At 54.5% G+C, this 20,011-nt stretch carries 15 protein-coding genes, 2 tRNA genes and 3 rRNA genes; 10 read left to right on the forward strand and 10 right to left on the reverse strand.

Annotated features, from left to right (window positions below; genetic code table 11):
* Nucleotides 1-308: 308 nt before the first annotated feature.
* The 4 genes from ACQG1K_RS01825 to rrf all read left to right on the forward strand — a co-directional run bounded on the left by ACQG1K_RS01825 (nt 309) and on the right by rrf (nt 5,285).
* A 16S ribosomal RNA gene (locus tag ACQG1K_RS01825) occupies nt 309-1,850 on the forward strand.
* Between the two features lie 84 nt (nt 1,851-1,934).
* Nucleotides 1,935-2,010, forward strand: a tRNA-Glu gene (locus tag ACQG1K_RS01830).
* Nucleotides 2,011-2,193: 183 nt separating this feature from the next.
* Nucleotides 2,194-5,098 (forward strand): 23S ribosomal RNA (locus ACQG1K_RS01835).
* 71 nt (nt 5,099-5,169) lie between these two features.
* A 5S ribosomal RNA gene (gene rrf, locus ACQG1K_RS01840) occupies nt 5,170-5,285 on the forward strand.
* Together the 16S, 23S and 5S rRNA genes with 1 tRNA gene alongside form the textbook arrangement of a ribosomal RNA operon.
* Before the next feature lie 244 nt (nt 5,286-5,529).
* Here rrf and ACQG1K_RS01845 read toward each other — a convergent pair.
* Nucleotides 5,530-5,605 (reverse strand) — tRNA-Phe (locus tag ACQG1K_RS01845).
* 169 nt (nt 5,606-5,774) lie between these two features.
* Between ACQG1K_RS01845 and ACQG1K_RS01850 the strand changes: the two genes are divergently transcribed.
* The gene (locus ACQG1K_RS01850; protein ID WP_023299117.1) at nt 5,775-6,620 is read left to right on the forward strand and encodes an AraC family transcriptional regulator; all 846 of its coding nucleotides are present in this window, start codon (nt 5,775-5,777) and stop codon (nt 6,618-6,620) included.
* 35 nt (nt 6,621-6,655) lie between these two features.
* Nucleotides 6,656-7,246, forward strand: a complete 591-nt coding sequence (locus ACQG1K_RS01855) for a LysE family translocator (RefSeq protein WP_023299118.1) — start codon at nt 6,656-6,658, stop codon at nt 7,244-7,246.
* Here ACQG1K_RS01855 and ACQG1K_RS01860 read toward each other — a convergent pair.
* The 5 genes from ACQG1K_RS01860 to aspA form a co-directional block, all read right to left on the reverse strand.
* The gene (locus tag ACQG1K_RS01860; RefSeq protein ID WP_022646797.1) at nt 7,243-7,818 is read right to left on the reverse strand and encodes a transcriptional regulator; all 576 of its coding nucleotides are present in this window, start codon (nt 7,816-7,818) and stop codon (nt 7,243-7,245) included. The two genes, ACQG1K_RS01855 and ACQG1K_RS01860, sit on opposite strands and share 4 nt — an antisense overlap.
* Nucleotides 7,819-7,867: 49 nt before the next feature.
* Complete coding sequence (locus tag ACQG1K_RS01865) at nt 7,868-9,571, reverse strand: protein-disulfide reductase DsbD (protein ID WP_367075383.1); 1,704 nt, start codon at nt 9,569-9,571, stop codon at nt 7,868-7,870.
* A complete protein-coding gene (gene cutA / locus ACQG1K_RS01870; RefSeq protein ID WP_003855908.1) occupies nt 9,547-9,870 on the reverse strand; it encodes a divalent cation tolerance protein CutA in 324 nt (107 codons plus the stop codon). Before cutA ends, ACQG1K_RS01865 begins: the two co-directional genes overlap by 25 nt.
* Before the next feature lie 113 nt (nt 9,871-9,983).
* Nucleotides 9,984-11,285, reverse strand: coding sequence for an anaerobic C4-dicarboxylate transporter (locus ACQG1K_RS01875; protein ID WP_367075385.1), 1,302 nt, complete (start codon nt 11,283-11,285; stop codon nt 9,984-9,986).
* A 116-nt stretch (nt 11,286-11,401) separates the two neighbouring features.
* On the reverse strand, nt 11,402-12,838 hold the full coding sequence (gene aspA, locus ACQG1K_RS01880; RefSeq protein ID WP_003855923.1) for an aspartate ammonia-lyase: 1,437 nt from the start codon (nt 12,836-12,838) through the stop codon (nt 11,402-11,404).
* Between the two features lie 335 nt (nt 12,839-13,173).
* On the opposite strand from aspA, the gene ACQG1K_RS01885 reads away from it, so the two are divergent.
* Complete coding sequence (locus tag ACQG1K_RS01885) at nt 13,174-13,638, forward strand: FxsA family protein (protein ID WP_003855925.1); 465 nt, start codon at nt 13,174-13,176, stop codon at nt 13,636-13,638.
* A gap of 23 nt (nt 13,639-13,661) precedes the next feature.
* On the opposite strand, the gene yjeH is transcribed toward ACQG1K_RS01885, so the two are convergent.
* Nucleotides 13,662-14,909 carry an L-methionine/branched-chain amino acid transporter gene (yjeH, locus tag ACQG1K_RS01890; protein ID WP_022646799.1) on the reverse strand — a complete coding sequence of 416 codons (1,248 nt, stop codon included), beginning with the start codon at nt 14,907-14,909 and terminating at the stop codon, nt 13,662-13,664.
* Nucleotides 14,910-15,087: 178 nt separating this feature from the next.
* On the opposite strand from yjeH, the gene ACQG1K_RS01895 reads away from it, so the two are divergent.
* Both ACQG1K_RS01895 and groL read left to right on the forward strand, forming a co-directional pair.
* Nucleotides 15,088-15,381 carry a co-chaperone GroES gene (locus ACQG1K_RS01895; protein WP_003855929.1) on the forward strand — a complete coding sequence of 98 codons (294 nt, stop codon included), beginning with the start codon at nt 15,088-15,090 and terminating at the stop codon, nt 15,379-15,381.
* A gap of 39 nt (nt 15,382-15,420) precedes the next feature.
* Nucleotides 15,421-17,067 carry a chaperonin GroEL gene (gene groL / locus ACQG1K_RS01900; RefSeq protein ID WP_006810416.1) on the forward strand — a complete coding sequence of 549 codons (1,647 nt, stop codon included), beginning with the start codon at nt 15,421-15,423 and terminating at the stop codon, nt 17,065-17,067.
* Nucleotides 17,068-17,208: 141 nt separating this feature from the next.
* On the opposite strand, the gene ACQG1K_RS01905 is transcribed toward groL, so the two are convergent.
* Nucleotides 17,209-17,670 carry a YjiG family protein gene (locus ACQG1K_RS01905; RefSeq protein ID WP_022646800.1) on the reverse strand — a complete coding sequence of 154 codons (462 nt, stop codon included), beginning with the start codon at nt 17,668-17,670 and terminating at the stop codon, nt 17,209-17,211.
* Nucleotides 17,667-18,314 carry a nucleoside recognition domain-containing protein gene (locus ACQG1K_RS01910; RefSeq protein WP_032625166.1) on the reverse strand — a complete coding sequence of 216 codons (648 nt, stop codon included), beginning with the start codon at nt 18,312-18,314 and terminating at the stop codon, nt 17,667-17,669. Before ACQG1K_RS01910 ends, ACQG1K_RS01905 begins: the two co-directional genes overlap by 4 nt.
* A gap of 234 nt (nt 18,315-18,548) precedes the next feature.
* On the opposite strand from ACQG1K_RS01910, the gene ACQG1K_RS01915 reads away from it, so the two are divergent.
* Nucleotides 18,549-18,902: a DUF4156 domain-containing protein gene (locus tag ACQG1K_RS01915; RefSeq protein WP_022646802.1), complete on the forward strand. Its 354-nt coding sequence runs from the start codon at nt 18,549-18,551 to the stop codon at nt 18,900-18,902.
* 65 nt (nt 18,903-18,967) lie between these two features.
* Here the strand turns inward: ACQG1K_RS01915 and epmB are convergent, their stop codons facing one another.
* Nucleotides 18,968-19,996, reverse strand: a complete 1,029-nt coding sequence (gene epmB / locus ACQG1K_RS01920; RefSeq protein ID WP_022646803.1) for an EF-P beta-lysylation protein EpmB — start codon at nt 19,994-19,996, stop codon at nt 18,968-18,970.
* Nucleotides 19,997-20,011: the final 15 nt, after the last annotated feature.

A 20,011-nucleotide genomic window follows, 5' to 3' on the forward strand; every position in this document is an offset into this window, starting at 1 on the left:
GAACTCCCTATAATGCGCCTCCATCGACACGGCGGATGTGAATCACTTCACAGACAACCCGGTCGGTTGAAGAGAAAAAATCCTGAAATAACGGGTTGACTCTGAAAGAGGAAAGCGTAATATACGCCACCTCGCGACAGAGCGCTGAAGCGCGTCGCAACTGCTCTTTAACAATTTATCAGACAATCTGTGTGGGCACTCAAAGTGACATGGATTCTTAATGTCCTCGGACACTAAATGAATACCAAGTCTCAACGAGTGAACACGTAATTCATTACGAAGTTTAATTCATTGAGCATCAAACTTTTAAATTGAAGAGTTTGATCATGGCTCAGATTGAACGCTGGCGGCAGGCCTAACACATGCAAGTCGAACGGTAACAGGAAGCAGCTTGCTGCTTTGCTGACGAGTGGCGGACGGGTGAGTAATGTCTGGGAAACTGCCTGATGGAGGGGGATAACTACTGGAAACGGTAGCTAATACCGCATAACGTCGCAAGACCAAAGAGGGGGACCTTCGGGCCTCTTGCCATCGGATGTGCCCAGATGGGATTAGCTAGTAGGTGGGGTAACGGCTCACCTAGGCGACGATCCCTAGCTGGTCTGAGAGGATGACCAGCCACACTGGAACTGAGACACGGTCCAGACTCCTACGGGAGGCAGCAGTGGGGAATATTGCACAATGGGCGCAAGCCTGATGCAGCCATGCCGCGTGTATGAAGAAGGCCTTCGGGTTGTAAAGTACTTTCAGCGGGGAGGAAGGCGACAGGGTTAATAACCCTGTCGATTGACGTTACCCGCAGAAGAAGCACCGGCTAACTCCGTGCCAGCAGCCGCGGTAATACGGAGGGTGCAAGCGTTAATCGGAATTACTGGGCGTAAAGCGCACGCAGGCGGTCTGTCAAGTCGGATGTGAAATCCCCGGGCTCAACCTGGGAACTGCATTCGAAACTGGCAGGCTAGAGTCTTGTAGAGGGGGGTAGAATTCCAGGTGTAGCGGTGAAATGCGTAGAGATCTGGAGGAATACCGGTGGCGAAGGCGGCCCCCTGGACAAAGACTGACGCTCAGGTGCGAAAGCGTGGGGAGCAAACAGGATTAGATACCCTGGTAGTCCACGCCGTAAACGATGTCGACTTGGAGGTTGTGCCCTTGAGGCGTGGCTTCCGGAGCTAACGCGTTAAGTCGACCGCCTGGGGAGTACGGCCGCAAGGTTAAAACTCAAATGAATTGACGGGGGCCCGCACAAGCGGTGGAGCATGTGGTTTAATTCGATGCAACGCGAAGAACCTTACCTACTCTTGACATCCAGAGAACTTTCCAGAGATGGATTGGTGCCTTCGGGAACTCTGAGACAGGTGCTGCATGGCTGTCGTCAGCTCGTGTTGTGAAATGTTGGGTTAAGTCCCGCAACGAGCGCAACCCTTATCCTTTGTTGCCAGCGGTCCGGCCGGGAACTCAAAGGAGACTGCCAGTGATAAACTGGAGGAAGGTGGGGATGACGTCAAGTCATCATGGCCCTTACGAGTAGGGCTACACACGTGCTACAATGGCGCATACAAAGAGAAGCGACCTCGCGAGAGCAAGCGGACCTCATAAAGTGCGTCGTAGTCCGGATTGGAGTCTGCAACTCGACTCCATGAAGTCGGAATCGCTAGTAATCGTGGATCAGAATGCCACGGTGAATACGTTCCCGGGCCTTGTACACACCGCCCGTCACACCATGGGAGTGGGTTGCAAAAGAAGTAGGTAGCTTAACCTTCGGGAGGGCGCTTACCACTTTGTGATTCATGACTGGGGTGAAGTCGTAACAAGGTAACCGTAGGGGAACCTGCGGTTGGATCACCTCCTTACCTTAAAGAACCTGCCTTTGTAGTGTCCACACAGATTGTCTGATGAAAAGTAAATAGCAAGGCGTCTTGCGATTGAGACTGTACGTCCCCTTCGTCTAGAGGCCCAGGACACCGCCCTTTCACGGCGGTAACAGGGGTTCGAATCCCCTAGGGGACGCCACTTGCTGGTTCGTGAGTGAAAGTCACCTGCCGTCATATCTCAAAACTGACTTGCGAGTCATGTTTGAGATATTTGCTCTTTAAAAATCTGGATCAAGCTGAAAATTGAAACGACACACAGCTCATGTGTGTTCGAGTCTCTCAAATTTTCGCAATCATGAAGTGAAACATCTTCGGGTTGTGAGGTTAAGCGACTAAGCGTACACGGTGGATGCCCTGGCAGTCAGAGGCGATGAAGGACGTGCTAATCTGCGAAAAGCGCCGGCGAGGTGATATGAACCTTTGACCCGGCGATGTCCGAATGGGGAAACCCAGTGCAATCCGTTGCACTATCGTTAACTGAATACATAGGTTAACGAGGCGAACCGGGGGAACTGAAACATCTAAGTACCCCGAGGAAAAGAAATCAACCGAGATTCCCCCAGTAGCGGCGAGCGAACGGGGAGCAGCCCGGAGTCTGAATCAGCTTGTGTGTTAGTGGAACGGTCTGGAAAGTCCGACGGTACAGGGTGATAGTCCCGTACACGAAAGCACACATGCTGTGAACTCGAAGAGTAGGGCGGGACACGTGGTATCCTGTCTGAATATGGGGGGACCATCCTCCAAGGCTAAATACTCCTGACTGACCGATAGTGAACCAGTACCGTGAGGGAAAGGCGAAAAGAACCCCGGCGAGGGGAGTGAAAAAGAACCTGAAACCGTGTACGTACAAGCAGTGGGAGCCTCTTTATGGGGTGACTGCGTACCTTTTGTATAATGGGTCAGCGACTTATATTCTGTAGCAAGGTTAACCGTATAGGGGAGCCGAAGGGAAACCGAGTCTTAACTGGGCGTTAAGTTGCAGGGTATAGACCCGAAACCCGGTGATCTAGCCATGGGCAGGTTGAAGGTTGGGTAACACTAACTGGAGGACCGAACCGACTAATGTTGAAAAATTAGCGGATGACCTGTGGCTGGGGGTGAAAGGCCAATCAAACCGGGAGATAGCTGGTTCTCCCCGAAAGCTATTTAGGTAGCGCCTCGTGAACTCATCTTCGGGGGTAGAGCACTGTTTCGGCTAGGGGGCCATCCCGGCTTACCAACCCGATGCAAACTACGAATACCGAAGAATGTTATCACGGGAGACACACGGCGGGTGCTAACGTCCGTCGTGAAGAGGGAAACAACCCAGACCGCCAGCTAAGGTCCCAAAGTCATGGTTAAGTGGGAAACGATGTGGGAAGGCACAGACAGCCAGGATGTTGGCTTAGAAGCAGCCATCATTTAAAGAAAGCGTAATAGCTCACTGGTCGAGTCGGCCTGCGCGGAAGATGTAACGGGGCTAAACCATGCACCGAAGCTGCGGCAGCGACACTATGTGTTGTTGGGTAGGGGAGCGTTCTGTAAGCCGTTGAAGGTGTCCTGTGAGGGGTGCTGGAGGTATCAGAAGTGCGAATGCTGACATAAGTAACGATAAAGCGGGTGAAAAGCCCGCTCGCCGGAAGACCAAGGGTTCCTGTCCAACGTTAATCGGGGCAGGGTGAGTCGACCCCTAAGGCGAGGCCGAAAGGCGTAGTCGATGGGAAACAGGTTAATATTCCTGTACTTGGTGTTACTGCGAAGGGGGGACGGAGAAGGCTATGTCAGCCGGGCGACGGTTGTCCCGGTTTAAGCATGTAGGCGGAGGTTCCAGGTAAATCCGGTACCTTGTTAACGCTGAGGTGTGATGACGAGGCACTACGGTGCTGAAGTGATAAATGCCCTGCTTCCAGGAAAAGCCTCTAAGCATCAGGTAACACGAAATCGTACCCCAAACCGACACAGGTGGTCAGGTAGAGAATACCAAGGCGCTTGAGAGAACTCGGGTGAAGGAACTAGGCAAAATGGTGCCGTAACTTCGGGAGAAGGCACGCTGATATGTAGGTGAAGTCCCTGCGGACGGAGCTGAAATCAGTCGAAGATACCAGCTGGCTGCAACTGTTTATTAAAAACACAGCACTGTGCAAACACGAAAGTGGACGTATACGGTGTGACGCCTGCCCGGTGCCGGAAGGTTAATTGATGGGGTTAGCGGCAACGCGAAGCTCTTGATCGAAGCCCCGGTAAACGGCGGCCGTAACTATAACGGTCCTAAGGTAGCGAAATTCCTTGTCGGGTAAGTTCCGACCTGCACGAATGGCGTAATGATGGCCAGGCTGTCTCCACCCGAGACTCAGTGAAATTGAACTCGCTGTGAAGATGCAGTGTACCCGCGGCAAGACGGAAAGACCCCGTGAACCTTTACTATAGCTTGACACTGAACACTGGTCCTTGATGTGTAGGATAGGTGGGAGGCTTTGAAGCGTGGACGCCAGTCTGCGTGGAGCCAACCTTGAAATACCACCCTTTAATGGCTGGTGTTCTAACGTAGACCCGTAATCCGGGTTGCGGACAGTGTCTGGTGGGTAGTTTGACTGGGGCGGTCTCCTCCCAAAGAGTAACGGAGGAGCACGAAGGTTGGCTAATCCTGGTCGGACATCAGGAGGTTAGTGCAATGGCATAAGCCAGCTTGACTGCGAGCGTGACGGCGCGAGCAGGTGCGAAAGCAGGTCATAGTGATCCGGTGGTTCTGAATGGAAGGGCCATCGCTCAACGGATAAAAGGTACTCCGGGGATAACAGGCTGATACCGCCCAAGAGTTCATATCGACGGCGGTGTTTGGCACCTCGATGTCGGCTCATCACATCCTGGGGCTGAAGTAGGTCCCAAGGGTATGGCTGTTCGCCATTTAAAGTGGTACGCGAGCTGGGTTTAGAACGTCGTGAGACAGTTCGGTCCCTATCTGCCGTGGGCGCTGGAGAATTGAGGGGGGCTGCTCCTAGTACGAGAGGACCGGAGTGGACGCATCACTGGTGTTCGGGTTGTCATGCCAATGGCACTGCCCGGTAGCTAAATGCGGAAGAGATAAGTGCTGAAAGCATCTAAGCACGAAACTTGCCCCGAGATGAGTTCTCCCTGAGACTTTAAGTCTCCTGAAGGAACGTTGAAGACGACGACGTTGATAGGTCGGGTGTGTAAGCGCAGCGATGCGTTGAGCTAACCGATACTAATGAACCGTGAGGCTTAACCTTACAACGCCGAAGCTGTTTTGGCGAAGAGAGACAGACACGATTTTCAGCCTGATACAGATTAACAGAATTTGCCTGGCGGCTTTAGCGCGGTGGTCCCACCTGACCCCATGCCGAACTCAGAAGTGAAACGCCGTAGCGCCGATGGTAGTGTGGGGTCTCCCCATGTGAGAGTAGGGAACTGCCAGGCATCAATCAGGAAGAACCCCGTACCGGAAGGTGCGGGGTTTTTTGCTTTGTGCGCGGAAAAACATGCCGGATGGCGGCTTCCCCTTATCTGGCATGCGGGTTTTGTAGGCCCGATAAGCGCAGCGCCACCGGGCAATGCCGGCCGCACGACCTCATCGGGAAGAGATACAGGAATAAAATTTAGGTAAGGTTTTGATAAGCGCAGAAAAGCAAAAACCCAGCCATAGGCTGGGTTCTTTAAATAGTGGTGCCCGGACTCGGAATCGAACCAAGGACACGGGGATTTTCAATCCCCTGCTCTACCGACTGAGCTATCCGGGCAACGGAGCGCATTAAACCGCAATCGCGCGCGATCGTCAACATTATTTCGGGAAAAGCTGTTCAACTGCTTAAGTTTGCGGCAATCTGTCCGTTTGTGCGCTGAAAATGCACAAATCTTTCAGACAGTTCAGGCAAGATGTGGCAATGCTGACGGTAAGAGGAGGGCAGTATGGCAAACGACTGGCTTGAGCTGCGTCAGCATGCAGAAACAGGTATTGAGACAATTAAGGCGCATTTCGAAGGACACGCCTTTGATCCCCACTGGCATGATAGCTATCTGGTCGGAATAACCCTTTCCGGTACGCAGCAGTTCCACTGTCGCCGTGAACGCCACCGTAGCCAGCCGGGCGATGCTTTTTTACTTGAGCCTGGTGAAATACATGACGGTGATGCACCGGTAGAGGGTGGCTTTACTTATCTGACCTTTTATCTGGATGAACACTGGCTCACCCGTACGCTTCAAGGGCTGTATGACTCTACTCCCGGGAGTTACACCCTCCACTTTGCCCAAACGCTGACGCGAGAGCCTCAGCTGGTGCGCGCTATCGGTGATACATTTGCCTCGCTGCATAACGATGAGATGAAGATCGTACAACAGAGCACAATGGATAACCTGCTCACTAAGATTACAGCCCACTGCCACTGGCGGAAGAAACTCCCGTCGCAGTTACAAAGCTCCGCTGTGGCGCATCGTGCCCGCGACTATCTCTATGCGCATATCGGCGAGAACGTGGGGCTGTCAGACCTTGCGCGGGAGACGGGGACGGATCGCTTTACGCTCACCCGCTGCTTTAAGCGCGAATTTCACCTTGCGCCGCACGCCTGGCTTATCCAGCTGCGCCTGGCAAAGGCCCGACAGATGCTGGCGTATGGGGAACTGCCTGTTGATGTGGCGACGGCAGTAGGTTTTGCCGATCAAAGCCATCTTGGTCGCTGGTTCCAGCGGGCGTACCGTATTTCTCCGGCACACTACCGTCGGTTGTGCACAAACCTTCCAGACGTTTCCAGAAAATAACGGCACATTCATGGCTCTACTAAAAGGAGCCACCTGTGAATTTAATACCCTTCCTGCTGTTTGCATTTGTCGCCTCGATTACACCGGGGCCAACCAATATTTTGGTACTGGCTAACAGTCAGCACTTTGGCGTAAAAAATACGATTCCTGCGATCCTGGGCGGGTGTATTGCCGCCAGCGCTATTGTTCTGGTTTCTGGCGCTGGGGCAGGAGAAGTGTTACGCCAGTATCCGCTGATACGTCAGGTGATGAGCTGGGCGGGCGTGCTGTGGCTTTCCTGGATGAGCTGGCAGCTGTTTAGCGCCCCGGCCGCGAATCTCTCCTCCAGGCGTCATGTCCGATTTACCGCGCGGGCAGCGGCGTTATTACAGGTTGTAAACCCAAAAACCTGGATGATGGCGCTGGCCGTCGTCAGCCTGTTTGCTCCGGCAAGCGACCATGCATTACGGGATATTTCGCTGATGGCGCTATGGTTTCTGGCGATCTCAGTGGTCTGTTTGTTGTGCTGGGCGTGGCTGGGGAAGGCGGTGAACCGGATTTTCCGCACCACCGTGGCGATGGTGCGATTTCAACGTGCAATGGCGCTGTGTTTGTTTATTTCCGCCTGGACGGGAATGCTGGCTTAGGTCAGTGCACCACCCATACGACACTGCGCAAACCGCAAAATATCTTCCGCCAGACGGTGCGCCGTATCCACATCCGCCTGGCTACGGTTCACCAGCATGCGGCTCAGGCAACCTTCCAGCACCAGCTCCATCTGCTTCGCGACCATTGCCGGATCATCCACTTCAAGTGTGGTCAGCAGCTCGTGTGTGAACTCGTGCGCGGCTCGTTTTTGCTGATCTGCCAGTTGATGGATGGGATGTCCGGGATCGGGGAAGTAGGTGCAGGCGGCGATAAACAGACAGCCTGGGTAACGGTTGTTGGTGACACACTCCGTCAGTGCGGTATAGCGTGCCAGCAGCTTTTGCTCGGTGGTCAGCTCTTCATTCAGCATCAGTTGCCTGCGCCAGATATCCACCTGCTGGCTGAGATAGCGCAGGGCATCATACAGCAGCGCCTCTTTATCCGGCCAGAAGCGCTTAAGTTCATCCAGAGGGTAATCGATACGGTCGGCTACCATCTCAAGCGTGGTGCTGGCGATCCCTTGAATCTCAAGTAATTGCAGGGCTTGTCCCAGTACGTCTTCGCGTTGCACGGTTATCTCCTCCGCTATTCCCAACGGTTTGTCCCGTCTAAAGTGTTGTTTACGGTTGGCGATTGCGCAAATGCGCGTTGAATGCCGTCGCGTCCATAAACCCGGTTACACGCTGCGTCAGCTGTTCTTCCCCCTGTTCATTGAAGAACAGGATGGTAGGCAGCCCGAGCACGTTAAGTTGCTTCAGCAGAGCCTTATCCTGCGCGCTGTTGGCGGTAACGTTCGCCTGGAGCAGAACGGTATCGCTCAGCGCATGTTGTACCTGCGGATCGCTGAAGGTGTATTTTTCAAACTCTTTGCAGGCCACGCACCAGTCGGCATAGAGATCGAGCATGACCGGTTTGCCTTTCGCCTGCACCAGGGCTCGGTTAAGGTCATCCACGTTTTTAATCTGTATAAAATTCAGATGAGCCTGCGTTTGACCTGTCGGGGTGCCAAACGCCCAGTCCTGTAACGGACGGACGCTCACCAGCGCGGCCGCCAGCAGAAGGATCTGTAGCAGGCGCATCCACGGTTTCTTCGCACCCAGACTCACGATAAATGCCCAGCTGAAGAAGGCCACGCCGAGCATAGCCCACAGACGCGTACCCCACACATCACCGATGATGCGTTCCAGCAGGAATACCGGTAGCGCCAGAATGACAAAACCAAACGCGGTTTTCACTGCCTCCATCCACGGGCCGCTCTTCGGCAGCAGACGATTGCCAAATACCGTCACAAGGATCAGCGGCAGACCCATGCCGAGCGCGTAAAGGTACAGTGTGCCGCCGCCGAGCCAAAGGTTGCCGCTCTGGGCAATGTATAACAGGATGGCGCTCAGCGGCGCGGTGGTGCAGGGGGAGCAAATCAGCCCGGCGATGGCACCCATGGCGAACACGCCGCCCGCAGAGCCCCCCTGCTGACGGTTGCTCATTAGCGTCAGACGGGTTTGCAGGGAAGAGGGCAGTTGCAGAGTGAACAGGCCAAACATCGACAGCGCCAGCATAATAAACACTGCTGACAGTCCGATAAGCACATAGGGGTGCTGAAGGGCGGCCTGGAACTGCAACCCGGCAGCGGCGACCACGAGGCCGAGCGCCGTATAGGTTAACGCCATGCCCTGCACATAGATAAAGGCCAGCAACAGCGCGCGGGCGGTGGAAAGGCGTTGCTTACCGCCCAGCACGATGCCAGAGATAAGCGGGTACATAGGCAGTACGCAGGGCGTAAAGGCGATGCCGATACCAATCAATAACGCCCAAAGCGCTGAGAACGGAAGGTCTGAAGCGGCTTCGCCTTCACCCCTCACACTGGCCATTTCCCCTGAGGGGAGAGGGGAGGCCGCCGCTTTCACTTCGCTAAGCGGAACGACCTTTGTTTCAGGGGGATAGCAGAAGCCCGCATCGGCGCAACCCTGATACGTCACCGTCAGGGTAGCGCCTTTATCCGCCTGATTCACCGTGACGGGCACGCTTAAGCGCTGGCGATAAATTTCACTTTTACCGTAGAACTCGTCCTCGTGCCATTCGCCAGCGGGCATCTGCAATGCGCCGACGTCAGCCTTTGCCGGCGTGATGCTGACCTGCTTGCGATAGAGGTAGTAACCCTCTTTCACCTGCCAGGTGAGGCTGAGATCGTGCTGGTTTTGCTGAAAGTCGAAAACGAATGCCTGGTCGGCAGGAATAAAGTTCGAACGGCCGGGCGCGTCAAACAACCCGGCAAAAACTGACGTGCTGCACAGCAGCAGGATCAGCGTAAAGAAGCGTTGAGCCATGAGAGATAATCGTTATCGCCGTGGACCACTGGCAGCACCAGCAGCTCCGGGGTTTGGTAAGGATGATGAGACTTGAGGCAGTCGAGGAGCGCCTGCTGGTTGGTCAGATTGGTTTTGAGCAACATCTGGACTTCGTACTCTTGCTCCAGCTTGCCTTCCCAGTAATAAAGGGAGGTGGCGCCGGGAAGTAGCGTGACGCAGGCAGCCAGTTTTTCGGCCAGCACTTTGGCGGCGAGATCCTGGGCAGAAGCTTCATCAGGGGCGGTACACAGTACAACAACAGCATCAGGCGTGTTCACGAGTCGACCTCCTCATCACGAAAGTCTTCACTATATCACGCCATGTGATTGGTCATTAATGAAACGGGCCGCAGCGCGGCCCGTTTTTAACTATTTTTACAACGGCTAACCGTTTACAGCACAATGCCGCCGATGATAAAGCCGAGGACCACGCAGAGCGTAATCGCCACCACGCCCGGGATGAGGAACGCGTGGTTAAACACGTATTTACCGATACGGGTCGAGCCGGTGTCATCCATCTCAACCGCAGCCAGCAGGGTTGGGTAGGTTGGCAGCACGAACAGGGCGGAAACCGCCGCGAAAGAGGCAATCGCCGTCAGCGGCGTCACGCCCAGCATCAGTGCCGCAGGCATTAGCGCTTTGGTGGTCGCAGCCTGGGAGTACAGCAGCGTTGCGGCAAAGAACAGCACCACCGCCAGTAGCCACGGATAGTTGTGCAGCAGGTCGCCTGCAACTGTCTGGATATCGCTGATGTGCGCTTTCACGAAGGTGTCACCGAGCCACGCCACACCCAGCACGCACACGCAGGCGCTCATACCGGATTTGAAGGTGCTGGCATTCAGCACTTCGCTGGTGTCGATTTTACAGGTGATACTGATCAGCGTCGCGATGGTCAGCATAAATACCACAATCGCTTCGTTACGCGGCAGAACCGGGTTCTGGATCAGACCTACCGTATCGCTGATGGCGGTCGCGTAGAACATCACGGCGACGATACCAATCAGGAACAGCAGCACGGAGCGTTTTGCATGCGGCTTCAGCTCAAAGACCTGGCTACCGCGCAGGCTCACTTCACCTTTTGCCAGACGCTCCTGGTAAACCGGATCGTCTTTCAGCTCGGCGCCGAGGAAGTTACACAGCACGGCAGTGATCATTACCGCAATCAGCGTGACCGGAATACAGATCGCCAGCAGCGTCAGATAACTTACGCCCATCGGCTCGAGAATACCCGCGAAAAAGACCACCGCCGCGGAAATGGGCGAGGCGGTGATCGCAATCTGGGAGGCGACTACAGCAATAGCAAGAGGGCGAGACGGGCGAATACCCTGCTCTTTCGCCACTTCGGTGATGACCGGCAGCGTGGAGAAAGCGGTATGGCCAGTACCGGCGAGAATGGTCATAAACCAGGTCACCAGTGGGGCAAGGAAGGTGATGTATTTTGGATGACGACGCAGCATACGCTCCGCCAGGCTCACCAGGTAGTCCATACCGCCAGCAACCTGCATGGCCGCAATGGCAGCGATAACCGCCATGATGATTTCGATAACGTCAAAAGGGATTGCGCCGGGTTTAATCTGAAAGATCAGGGTAAGTACGAGTACGCCGAGACCGCCGGCAAAGCCGATGCCGATACCCCCGAGTCGTGCGCCCAAATAAATCGCCAACAGGACGATGACGAGTTCTGCTCCAAACATAAAGACCTGCCTTGCTTATTAACAAGTTGATATTGAATTGTTGTGTTTTGGTAACGGCCATAAAGAAAAAAGGCACGTCACAAGTGACGTGCCTTTCGGAAGCTTAGCCTGAACGGTTACTGTTCGCTTTCATCGGTATATCGTTTCGCTTTATATGCCGGGTGCATCAGGTTCTGGGCGGAGAAGATATCGTCCAGTTCGGCTTCGGTCAACAATCCTCGCTCGAGAACCACCTCACGCACGCTCTTACCGGTTTCGGCACAAATCTTCCCGACGATATCGCCGTTGTGGTGGCCAATGAACGGGTTGAGGTAGGTGACGATGCCGATGGAGTTATAGACGTAGCCTTCACACACTTCTTTATTCGCGGTGATGCCGTTAATGCATTTTTCCAGCAGGTTGTAGCAGGCGTTGGTCAGAATGTGGATAGATTCAAACATCGCCTGGCCAATCACCGGCTCCATTACGTTCAGCTGGAGCTGACCGGCTTCGGAGGCCATGGTGACGGTCGTATCGTTACCAATCACCTTGAAGCAAACCTGGTTCACCACTTCTGGCACCACCGGGTTCACTTTAGCTGGCATGATGGATGAACCCGCCTGCAACTCTGGCAGGTTGATTTCATTCAGGCCAGCGCGCGGACCGGAGGAGAGCAGGCGCAGGTCGTTACAGATTTTGGACAGTTTCACCGCCAGACGTTTCAATGCGCTGTGCACCATCACGTAGGCGCCGCAGTCTGAGGTGGCTTCAATCAGGTCTTCTGCAGGCACAACCGGCAGGTTGGACACTTCAGCCAGCTTCTGTACCGCCAGCTGCTGATAGCCATCCGGGGTGTTCAGGCGTGTACCGATGGCGGTAGCACCCAGGTTCACTTCCAGCAGCAGTTCGGACGTGCGCAGCAGGTTTTTGGTCTCTTCGTTCAACAGCACGTTAAACGCGTGGAACTCCTGGCCGAGGGTCATTGGCACTGCGTCCTGCAGCTGGGTACGACCCATTTTCAGAATGTCCTGGAACTCAACGGCTTTACGCTGGAAGCCATCACCCAGCTGATTAATCGCGTCGACCAGTTTGACGACAGAGGCATACACCGCGATGCGGAAGCCGGTTGGGTAGGCGTCGTTGGTGGACTGACATTTGTTAACGTGGTCGTTCGGGTTCAGGTACTGGTATTCACCTTTCTGATGACCCATCAGCTCCAGGCCGATGTTTGCCAGCACTTCGTTGGTGTTCATGTTGACGGAGGTGCCTGCGCCGCCCTGATAGACGTCAACCGGGAACTGATCCATGCATTTGCCGTTGTTCAGCACTTCATCGCACGCGGCGATAATCGCATTTGCAGCGCTTTTAGGAATGGTTTGCAGCTCTTTGTTTGCCAGAGCCGCGGCTTTTTTTACCATCACCATGCCACGCACAAATTCAGGGATGTCGCTGATTTTGCTGTTGCTGATGTAGAAGTTTTCAATCGCTCTCAGAGTGTGAACACCATAGTAGGCATCCGCTGGAACTTCCCTGGTACCCAACAAATCTTCTTCGATACGAATGTTGTTTAACATGTGAACCTTCTTTTCAAGCTGCCGATGGATTGTACTAAACACACAGTAGATATGTGGTTTTGAATATTTTATGACCGACGATTATTCCCTCAATCGGCCAGATGTTCGAGATCATATGCTGATGATAGCGAATTGCCGTAAGCTGGATCACTTATTATCGACCCGATTTCATGATAATTATTAATCTGTGAAATATGTCACCGCTTTAATATTTCCAGAAAAAATATCCGTGCAAACCGATTGAATTTTGGCTAACCGTCACCATTTCTTATCTACGCGCTTCGCGAACACATTCAGTCAGGGGCCAGAAGGCACCTGCCACACAGGAGATGCCAGTGCGCTGGATACCATTTATTGCTTTCTTTCTTTATGTTTACATTGAGATTTCGATTTTCATCCAGGTTGCCCATGTGCTGGGCGTCCTGCTGACGCTGATTCTGGTGATCTTCACCTCCGTCATCGGCATGTCGCTGGTGCGCAATCAGGGTTTCAAAAATTTCCTGTTAATGCAGCAGAAGATGGCCGCAGGTGAAAGCCCGGCCGCCGAGATGATCAAAAGCGTGTCGCTGATTATTGCTGGCCTGCTGCTGATCCTGCCGGGCTTCTTTACAGACTTCCTCGGCCTGCTGTTGCTGTTGCCGCCGGTGCAGAAGCATCTGACCATGAAGCTGCTGCCGCATCTGCGTTTCAGCCGTATGCCAGGCGGTGGTTTCAGCACCGGCCCGGGGGATACCTTTGAAGGGGAATATCAGCGTAAGGATGAGCAGCGCGACCGGTTAGATCATAAAGACGATCGGTAAGTTTCTTGCCCGGTGGCGCTCGCTCACCGGGCCTGCGGATTTTGCCGCTTCGGTAAAAACACCCACAGCCCCGCCAGCATGACGATGGCGTACACACTCTTCCATCCCACCATCGCCAGCAGCAGCAGGCACAGGACACACCCGATAGCCGCCAGCGCCTTAAAGCGTCCTTTCAGTAGCCGACAGCCCGCCAGCATGCACAACAGATAGATCATGATGAAAATACCGTTGGCGTAGATAATCAGCGCGTCAAGGTTGATGTCGAGGAGATAAATGGCCAGGGAACTCACCACGCAGCAGCCCAGTACGGTATTCAGCGCATTCACCGGAAGCTGACGCTTTGACAGGCGTGAGAGGGGGCTATCCGGTTTATAAAGTGCCTGAGACCACACCAGCCGGGCGAAGCTCTGAATATAGATGTTGAGGCTGGCAAAGCAGGCGAGATAGCCAATCACGCAGGCTACCCACAGGGCTTTAACGCCAAACAGCTGCACCACGATGCCCGGCAGCGACGCGGCGGCGGCTTTCTCTTCACCGAACGCGTTGAAGTGCAGCACCAGTACGGTACAGGCCCAGTACACGGTGCCCGCTAGCAGCAGGCCAATCATCAGGGCGCGGGGAAAATCACGCTCGGGCTGTTTAAACTCGGATGCCAGATGAGCGAACGCCTCCAGACCGACGAAACACCAGAACATGACGGATAGTGCAGCGAAAAGCTGTGTGTGGTCGATGTCATTAATCGCGGGGAAAGGAATATCCGCCACCGTAATGTCGCCTGCAAACCAGATGGCGATGATCAGCGCGACGATTAACACGGCGACCAGCGTTTGCAGGTTGGCGCTGGAACTGGCCCCGCGTGAGCCAACCCACCAGATAATCGCCAGCGTACCGAGTTCAGCCAGCAGCAGTTGTTCATCGTGCCAGCCAAACAGCGCCTGTCCGAAGCCGGTTGCGATATGCAGGGCTGCCGGAAGGCCAACGGGTATTACCGACAAAAATAGCCAGCCGGTGACGCGCTCCATTCGCGGCCCAAACGCCATGCCGACAAAATGCGCTACGCCGCCTGCGCTCGGGAAGTGCCGCCCGAGTATGGCAAAGACAATCGCCACCGGAAACACCAGCACGATCAGCACCGGCCATGCCCAAAGACTGTTATTGCCGGCAACCAACGCCGCCAGCGCGGGAACCGCAAAAACGCCCGTGCCTAACAAAGACGTTGAGAGTAAGCCAATGCCCTGCGCCAGCCCCAACTCCTGCCTGAGTCCACTCATTTACCTCGTCCCGCCACCATCAAAAGAGAGTGGATGGTAACACTTTCGCAAATTTTTTTTCGATTACCCCTTGAAGGGGTAAAAAGCTATCCCCATCTCTCAGGGCACTAGCCGGAAAACCGCATGCGGACCGGCGTCATCCATAACTGATAATGACTTTCTCAAAGGAGAGCTATCAATGAGTATTCGTCCGTTACATGATCGTGTGATCGTCAAACGTAAAGAAGTTGAAACCAAGTCTGCTGGCGGCATCGTTCTGACCGGTTCAGCAGCAGCAAAATCAACGCGTGGCGAAATCATCGCTGTCGGTAAGGGCCGCATCCTGGAAAACGGAACTGTGCAGCCACTGGACGTTAAAGTTGGTGACATCGTCATTTTCAACGATGGCTACGGCGTGAAATCCGAGAAGATCGACAATGAAGAAGTGTTGATCATGTCCGAGAGCGACATTCTGGCAATTGTTGAAGCGTAATTAACGCACGAAACTGTACGAATTTGAGGAAATAAGAACATGGCAGCTAAAGACGTAAAATTCGGTAACGACGCTCGTGTAAAAATGCTCCGCGGCGTAAACGTACTGGCAGACGCAGTGAAAGTCACTCTGGGCCCGAAAGGCCGTAACGTCGTGCTGGACAAATCCTTCGGCGCGCCAACCATCACCAAAGATGGTGTTTCTGTTGCACGTGAAATCGAGCTGGAAGACAAGTTCGAAAACATGGGCGCACAGATGGTGAAAGAAGTTGCCTCTAAAGCGAACGACGCTGCTGGTGACGGTACCACCACCGCGACCGTACTGGCGCAGGCGATCATCACCGAAGGCCTGAAAGCCGTTGCTGCGGGCATGAACCCAATGGATCTGAAACGTGGTATCGACAAAGCTGTCGCCTCTGCTGTTGAAGAGCTGAAAGCGCTGTCCGTACCGTGCTCTGACTCTAAAGCCATTGCTCAGGTTGGTACTATCTCCGCTAACTCCGACGAAACCGTAGGTAAACTGATCGCTGAAGCGATGGATAAAGTCGGTAAAGAAGGCGTGATCACCGTTGAAGACGGTACTGGTCTGGAAGACGAACTGGATGTGGTTGAAGGTATGCAGTTCGACCGCGGTTACCTGTCCCCATACTTCATCAACAAGCCAGAAACTGGCGCTGTTGAGCTGGAAAGCCCGTTCATCCTGCTGGCTGACAAGAAAATCTCCAACATCCGCGAAATGCTGCCAGTGCTGGAAGCCGTTGCGAAAGCAGGCAAGCCGCTGGTAATCATTGCTGAAGACGTTGAAGGCGAAGCGCTGGCGACTCTGGTGGTTAACACCATGCGTGGCATCGTGAAAGTGGCAGCGGTTAAAGCACCTGGCTTCGGCGATCGTCGTAAGGCGATGCTGCAGGATATCGCTACCCTGACCGGCGGTACCGTGATCTCTGAAGAGATTGGTATGGAGCTGGAAAAAGCGACCCTGGAAGACCTGGGCCAGGCGAAACGCGTTGTGATCAACAAAGACACTACCACCATCATCGACGGTGTGGGTGAAGAAGCCGCTATTCAGGGCCGTGTTGGTCAGATCCGTAAGCAGATCGAAGAAGCAACTTCCGATTACGACCGTGAAAAACTGCAGGAGCGCGTAGCGAAACTGGCAGGCGGCGTTGCGGTAATCAAAGTTGGTGCTGCGACCGAAGTTGAAATGAAAGAGAAGAAAGCACGCGTTGACGATGCCCTGCATGCGACCCGTGCTGCGGTAGAAGAAGGCGTAGTTGCTGGTGGTGGTGTCGCGCTGGTGCGTGTAGCCGCTAAACTGGCTGGCCTGACCGCTCAGAACGAAGACCAGAACGTAGGTATCAAAGTTGCGCTTCGCGCAATGGAAGCCCCTCTGCGTCAGATCGTGTCCAACGCCGGTGAAGAGCCATCAGTAGTTGCGAACAACGTGAAAGCGGGCGAAGGTAACTACGGTTACAACGCAGCAACTGAAGAATACGGCAACATGATCGACTTCGGTATCCTGGACCCAACTAAAGTTACCCGTTCTGCTCTGCAGTACGCGGCATCTGTAGCTGGCCTGATGATCACGACCGAATGCATGGTAACCGACATGCCTAAAGGCGACGCGCCTGACTTAGGTGCTGCTGGTGGTATGGGCGGCATGGGTGGCATGGGCGGCATGATGTAATCATGTTGTTCTGAACCTCTCAGAATGAACCCCGGGCAGCGATGCCCGGGGTTTTTTATTGCCCGTCGAGCCGTTACTCAAACAAGATGTGCATGGCGGAAGAGATGCGGTTCCAGCACTGAAAAATCCATTTTTATCTCCTCAGAAGAGTAGCTGCATCACCCACATCGAGAGCAAGGCGTTGATAACGCAGACAGCGATGATGTGCGGGTAATATTTCGGGTTCACGCCCGCGGTGCCGAGGCAGCGGCCCGTGTTTTGCACCGGATTGCCCATCAGGTAGATGGCGGGCAGCAGGATGGTGGCATCATGGCCGCTGAGCGTGCCGGCGACGACCAGGCTGGCGCAAACCCCCACGCCGCCGCCCATGCTCATCACCGAGGCCAGAAGTACCGTTGCCGCCGCACCCGGAAGCCCCCACAGGGCCATGATGGGCTCGCATACCCTGCCGACAATATCCAGCAGGCCGGTCACCTTAAGCGCCTGAATGATGACAAACGCCATGACCACGTTCGGCAGCAGGCTGGTGGTGGCGATGGTAAAGCCGCGGCGGGCGCCATCGATAAACAAGTCCATGATATTTTTACGCGTCTGGGCGATCATTTTTCCTCCTGAACGCGACGAACTTCCATGTGGGCGATCCACAGCCGCAGGAAGTTGGCGCCAACAAATTTAAATACCAGAATGACCGCCAGCGGCGCGATCACCGGGACGGTAATAAAGGTAAAAAGTGCGGCACCGGAAGAAAAATAGTTGGTAATAATGGCGCTACCGCTGGTCTGGAAGGTGGCGAAAATGGCGCGTTCATGGTCAGTAATCGCCCCTTCGTCGGTCAACTCTTTGGTCATCCCTGCGGCTGCATCGGTATTTTGCAGGTTGGCGATAAGCGCCAGAGAGCAGATGCCCGGCACGCCGAGCAGCGGGCGCAGAATGGGCGTCATGAGCTGTTGTGCGGCGCGCAGCCCGCCCAGCCCCTCGGTAACGGCAATGATCCCGAGCGATAAAATGACCGAGGGCGCCAGTTCAAGGGCAAACAAAAAACCGTCTTTCGCTCCTGTGCCACCCTCGCCGCGAAACGTTAGGGCGCCGTTCACCGGTCCAAAGCTGCCGTTCAGGACGGTAAAATCCAGCATGCGCCACCATTCAGTACTTTTGGCGAAAAAACCTGAGAAAAATACGATGGTGAGCACGAACGCCAGATAGCCCACCCAGGTTACTTTTTCCTCTCCTGAGGATGATGCACTCATGAAACCCCCTTTTTTTTAGTCCCGTACAAAAGTTGTACGTCGCATCACTAAAAACGATCGGGGGCTAAAACACGATATCCCAAAGGTTATTATCAGAATTCATTTAAGATGTCGGAGGAGTGCCAGCGGAATCTGGCTCGCAGAAATGCTCAGCATTTTTCTTTTGGTCATCTTTTTAGTATAAGGTTTACACGCGGACAACTACTGTCCAGCTTATTGAAAACGAGGAATAACATGCGCATAAAAGTCTGTGCAGGGATTGTAGGTGCAGCATTGCTGCTGGCGGGTTGTAGCACCAGCAATGAGCTGACGGCAGCGGGCCAGAGCGTTCGCTTTGTGGAAGATAAGCCGGGCAGCGAATGCCAGCTGTTAGGCACCGCCTCTGGCGAGCAAAGCAACTGGATGTCAGGGCAGCACGGCGAGGAGGGCGGCTCTATGCGCGGTGCGGCCAATGCCCTGCGTAATCAGGCTGCGGCAATGGGCGGCAACGTGATTTACGGGGTAAGCAGCCCGACGCAGGGTATGCTGTCCAGCTTTGTGCCAACCGCCAGCCAGATGAACGGCCAGGTCTATAAGTGCCCGAACTGATATAACATTTTGATGGCGCTGCCGCTTTACCTGTAGGCAGGTAAGCGTAGCGCCACCTGCTTTTTTTACTGCTGCCGCAGCTGCAAATCCAGCGGCGTCTTACTCGGCTCTCCGCCAATCTCACGTGCCAGCTTCGGCACCATATAACCTGAAACCAGCGTTAACAGCTCGCGCATAATCTTCCGGGCCTCTTCATCCGTCACCATGAAGTGCGCCGCGCCCTGGACGCGATCCAGAACATGCAGGTAATAGGGCATTACGCCCGCATCAAATAAGGCATTGCTGAGATCGGCCAACACGTGGGCGCTGTCGTTCACGCCGCGCAGTAATACGCTCTGGTTGAGCAGCGTCACGCCTGCCATTCGCATACGCGTCATCGCCGCACGAAAGTCCGCGTCAATTTCATTTGCATGGTTGATATGGTTTACCAGCAGCACCTGTAAACGGGACTGCTCCAGGCGCGTGACCAGGGCGTCGGTGATACGCGCCGGGATGACGATCGGTAAACGGCTGTGAATGCGCAGACGCTTAATGTGCGGGATGGTCTCAAGTTGAGTCAGCAGCCAGTCCAGCTCATGATCTTTTGCCATCAGCGGGTCGCCGCCGGAAAAGATGATTTCATCCAGTTCCGGATGCGCTGCGATGTAGTCCAGCGCCACCTGCCAGTTGCGCTTATTGCCCTGGTTTTCGGCGTACGGGAAGTGGCGACGGAAGCAATAGCGGCAATTTACCGCGCACCCGCCCTTAACCAGCAGCAGGGCACGATTGCGGTATTTATGCAGTAAACCCGGTACAACACTGTTCTGCTCTTCCAGCGGATCGGTGCTGTATCCGGGGGCGGTAATAAACTCATCCTGAGAGGTCAGCGTTTGTTTTAATAATGGATCATCAGGGTTACCCTTTTCCATTCGGGCAACAAACGCGCGGGGAACGCGCAGGGCGAAAAGGCGCTTCGCCTCACGGCCTGCACGCAACGCTTCGTGCTGTTCGAGGTCTAAAAGACGCAGCAATTCATCAGGACTGGTGATTACATCGGCAAGTTGCGATAACCAATCTTCTCTGGACGGGGTGTTTAGGGTTACAATATGCGCCATTTTGTGGCTTAGCTA

It is taken from the genome of Enterobacter cloacae complex sp. 402C9, from assembly GCF_050030745.1.
GTDB lineage: Bacteria > Pseudomonadota > Gammaproteobacteria > Enterobacterales > Enterobacteriaceae > Enterobacter > Enterobacter intestinihominis.

Excerpts from the sequence above, each read along its gene's own strand:
- ACQG1K_RS01850 (WP_023299117.1), top strand. The coding sequence starts at position 5,775 with ATGGCAAACGACTGGCTTGAGCTGCGTCAGCATGCAGAAACAGGTATT.
- ACQG1K_RS01865 (WP_367075383.1), bottom strand. The coding sequence starts at position 9,571 with ATGGCTCAACGCTTCTTTACGCTGATCCTGCTGCTGTGCAGCACGTCA.
- ACQG1K_RS01875 (WP_367075385.1), bottom strand. The coding sequence starts at position 11,285 with ATGTTTGGAGCAGAACTCGTCATCGTCCTGTTGGCGATTTATTTGGGC.
- aspA (WP_003855923.1), bottom strand. The coding sequence starts at position 12,838 with ATGTTAAACAACATTCGTATCGAAGAAGATTTGTTGGGTACCAGGGAA.
- yjeH (WP_022646799.1), bottom strand. The coding sequence starts at position 14,909 with ATGAGTGGACTCAGGCAGGAGTTGGGGCTGGCGCAGGGCATTGGCTTA.
- ACQG1K_RS01895 (WP_003855929.1), top strand. The coding sequence starts at position 15,088 with ATGAGTATTCGTCCGTTACATGATCGTGTGATCGTCAAACGTAAAGAA.
- groL (WP_006810416.1), top strand. The coding sequence starts at position 15,421 with ATGGCAGCTAAAGACGTAAAATTCGGTAACGACGCTCGTGTAAAAATG.
- ACQG1K_RS01905 (WP_022646800.1), bottom strand. The coding sequence starts at position 17,670 with ATGATCGCCCAGACGCGTAAAAATATCATGGACTTGTTTATCGATGGC.
- ACQG1K_RS01910 (WP_032625166.1), bottom strand. The coding sequence starts at position 18,314 with ATGAGTGCATCATCCTCAGGAGAGGAAAAAGTAACCTGGGTGGGCTAT.
- ACQG1K_RS01915 (WP_022646802.1), top strand. The coding sequence starts at position 18,549 with ATGCGCATAAAAGTCTGTGCAGGGATTGTAGGTGCAGCATTGCTGCTG.
- epmB (WP_022646803.1), bottom strand. The coding sequence starts at position 19,996 with ATGGCGCATATTGTAACCCTAAACACCCCGTCCAGAGAAGATTGGTTA.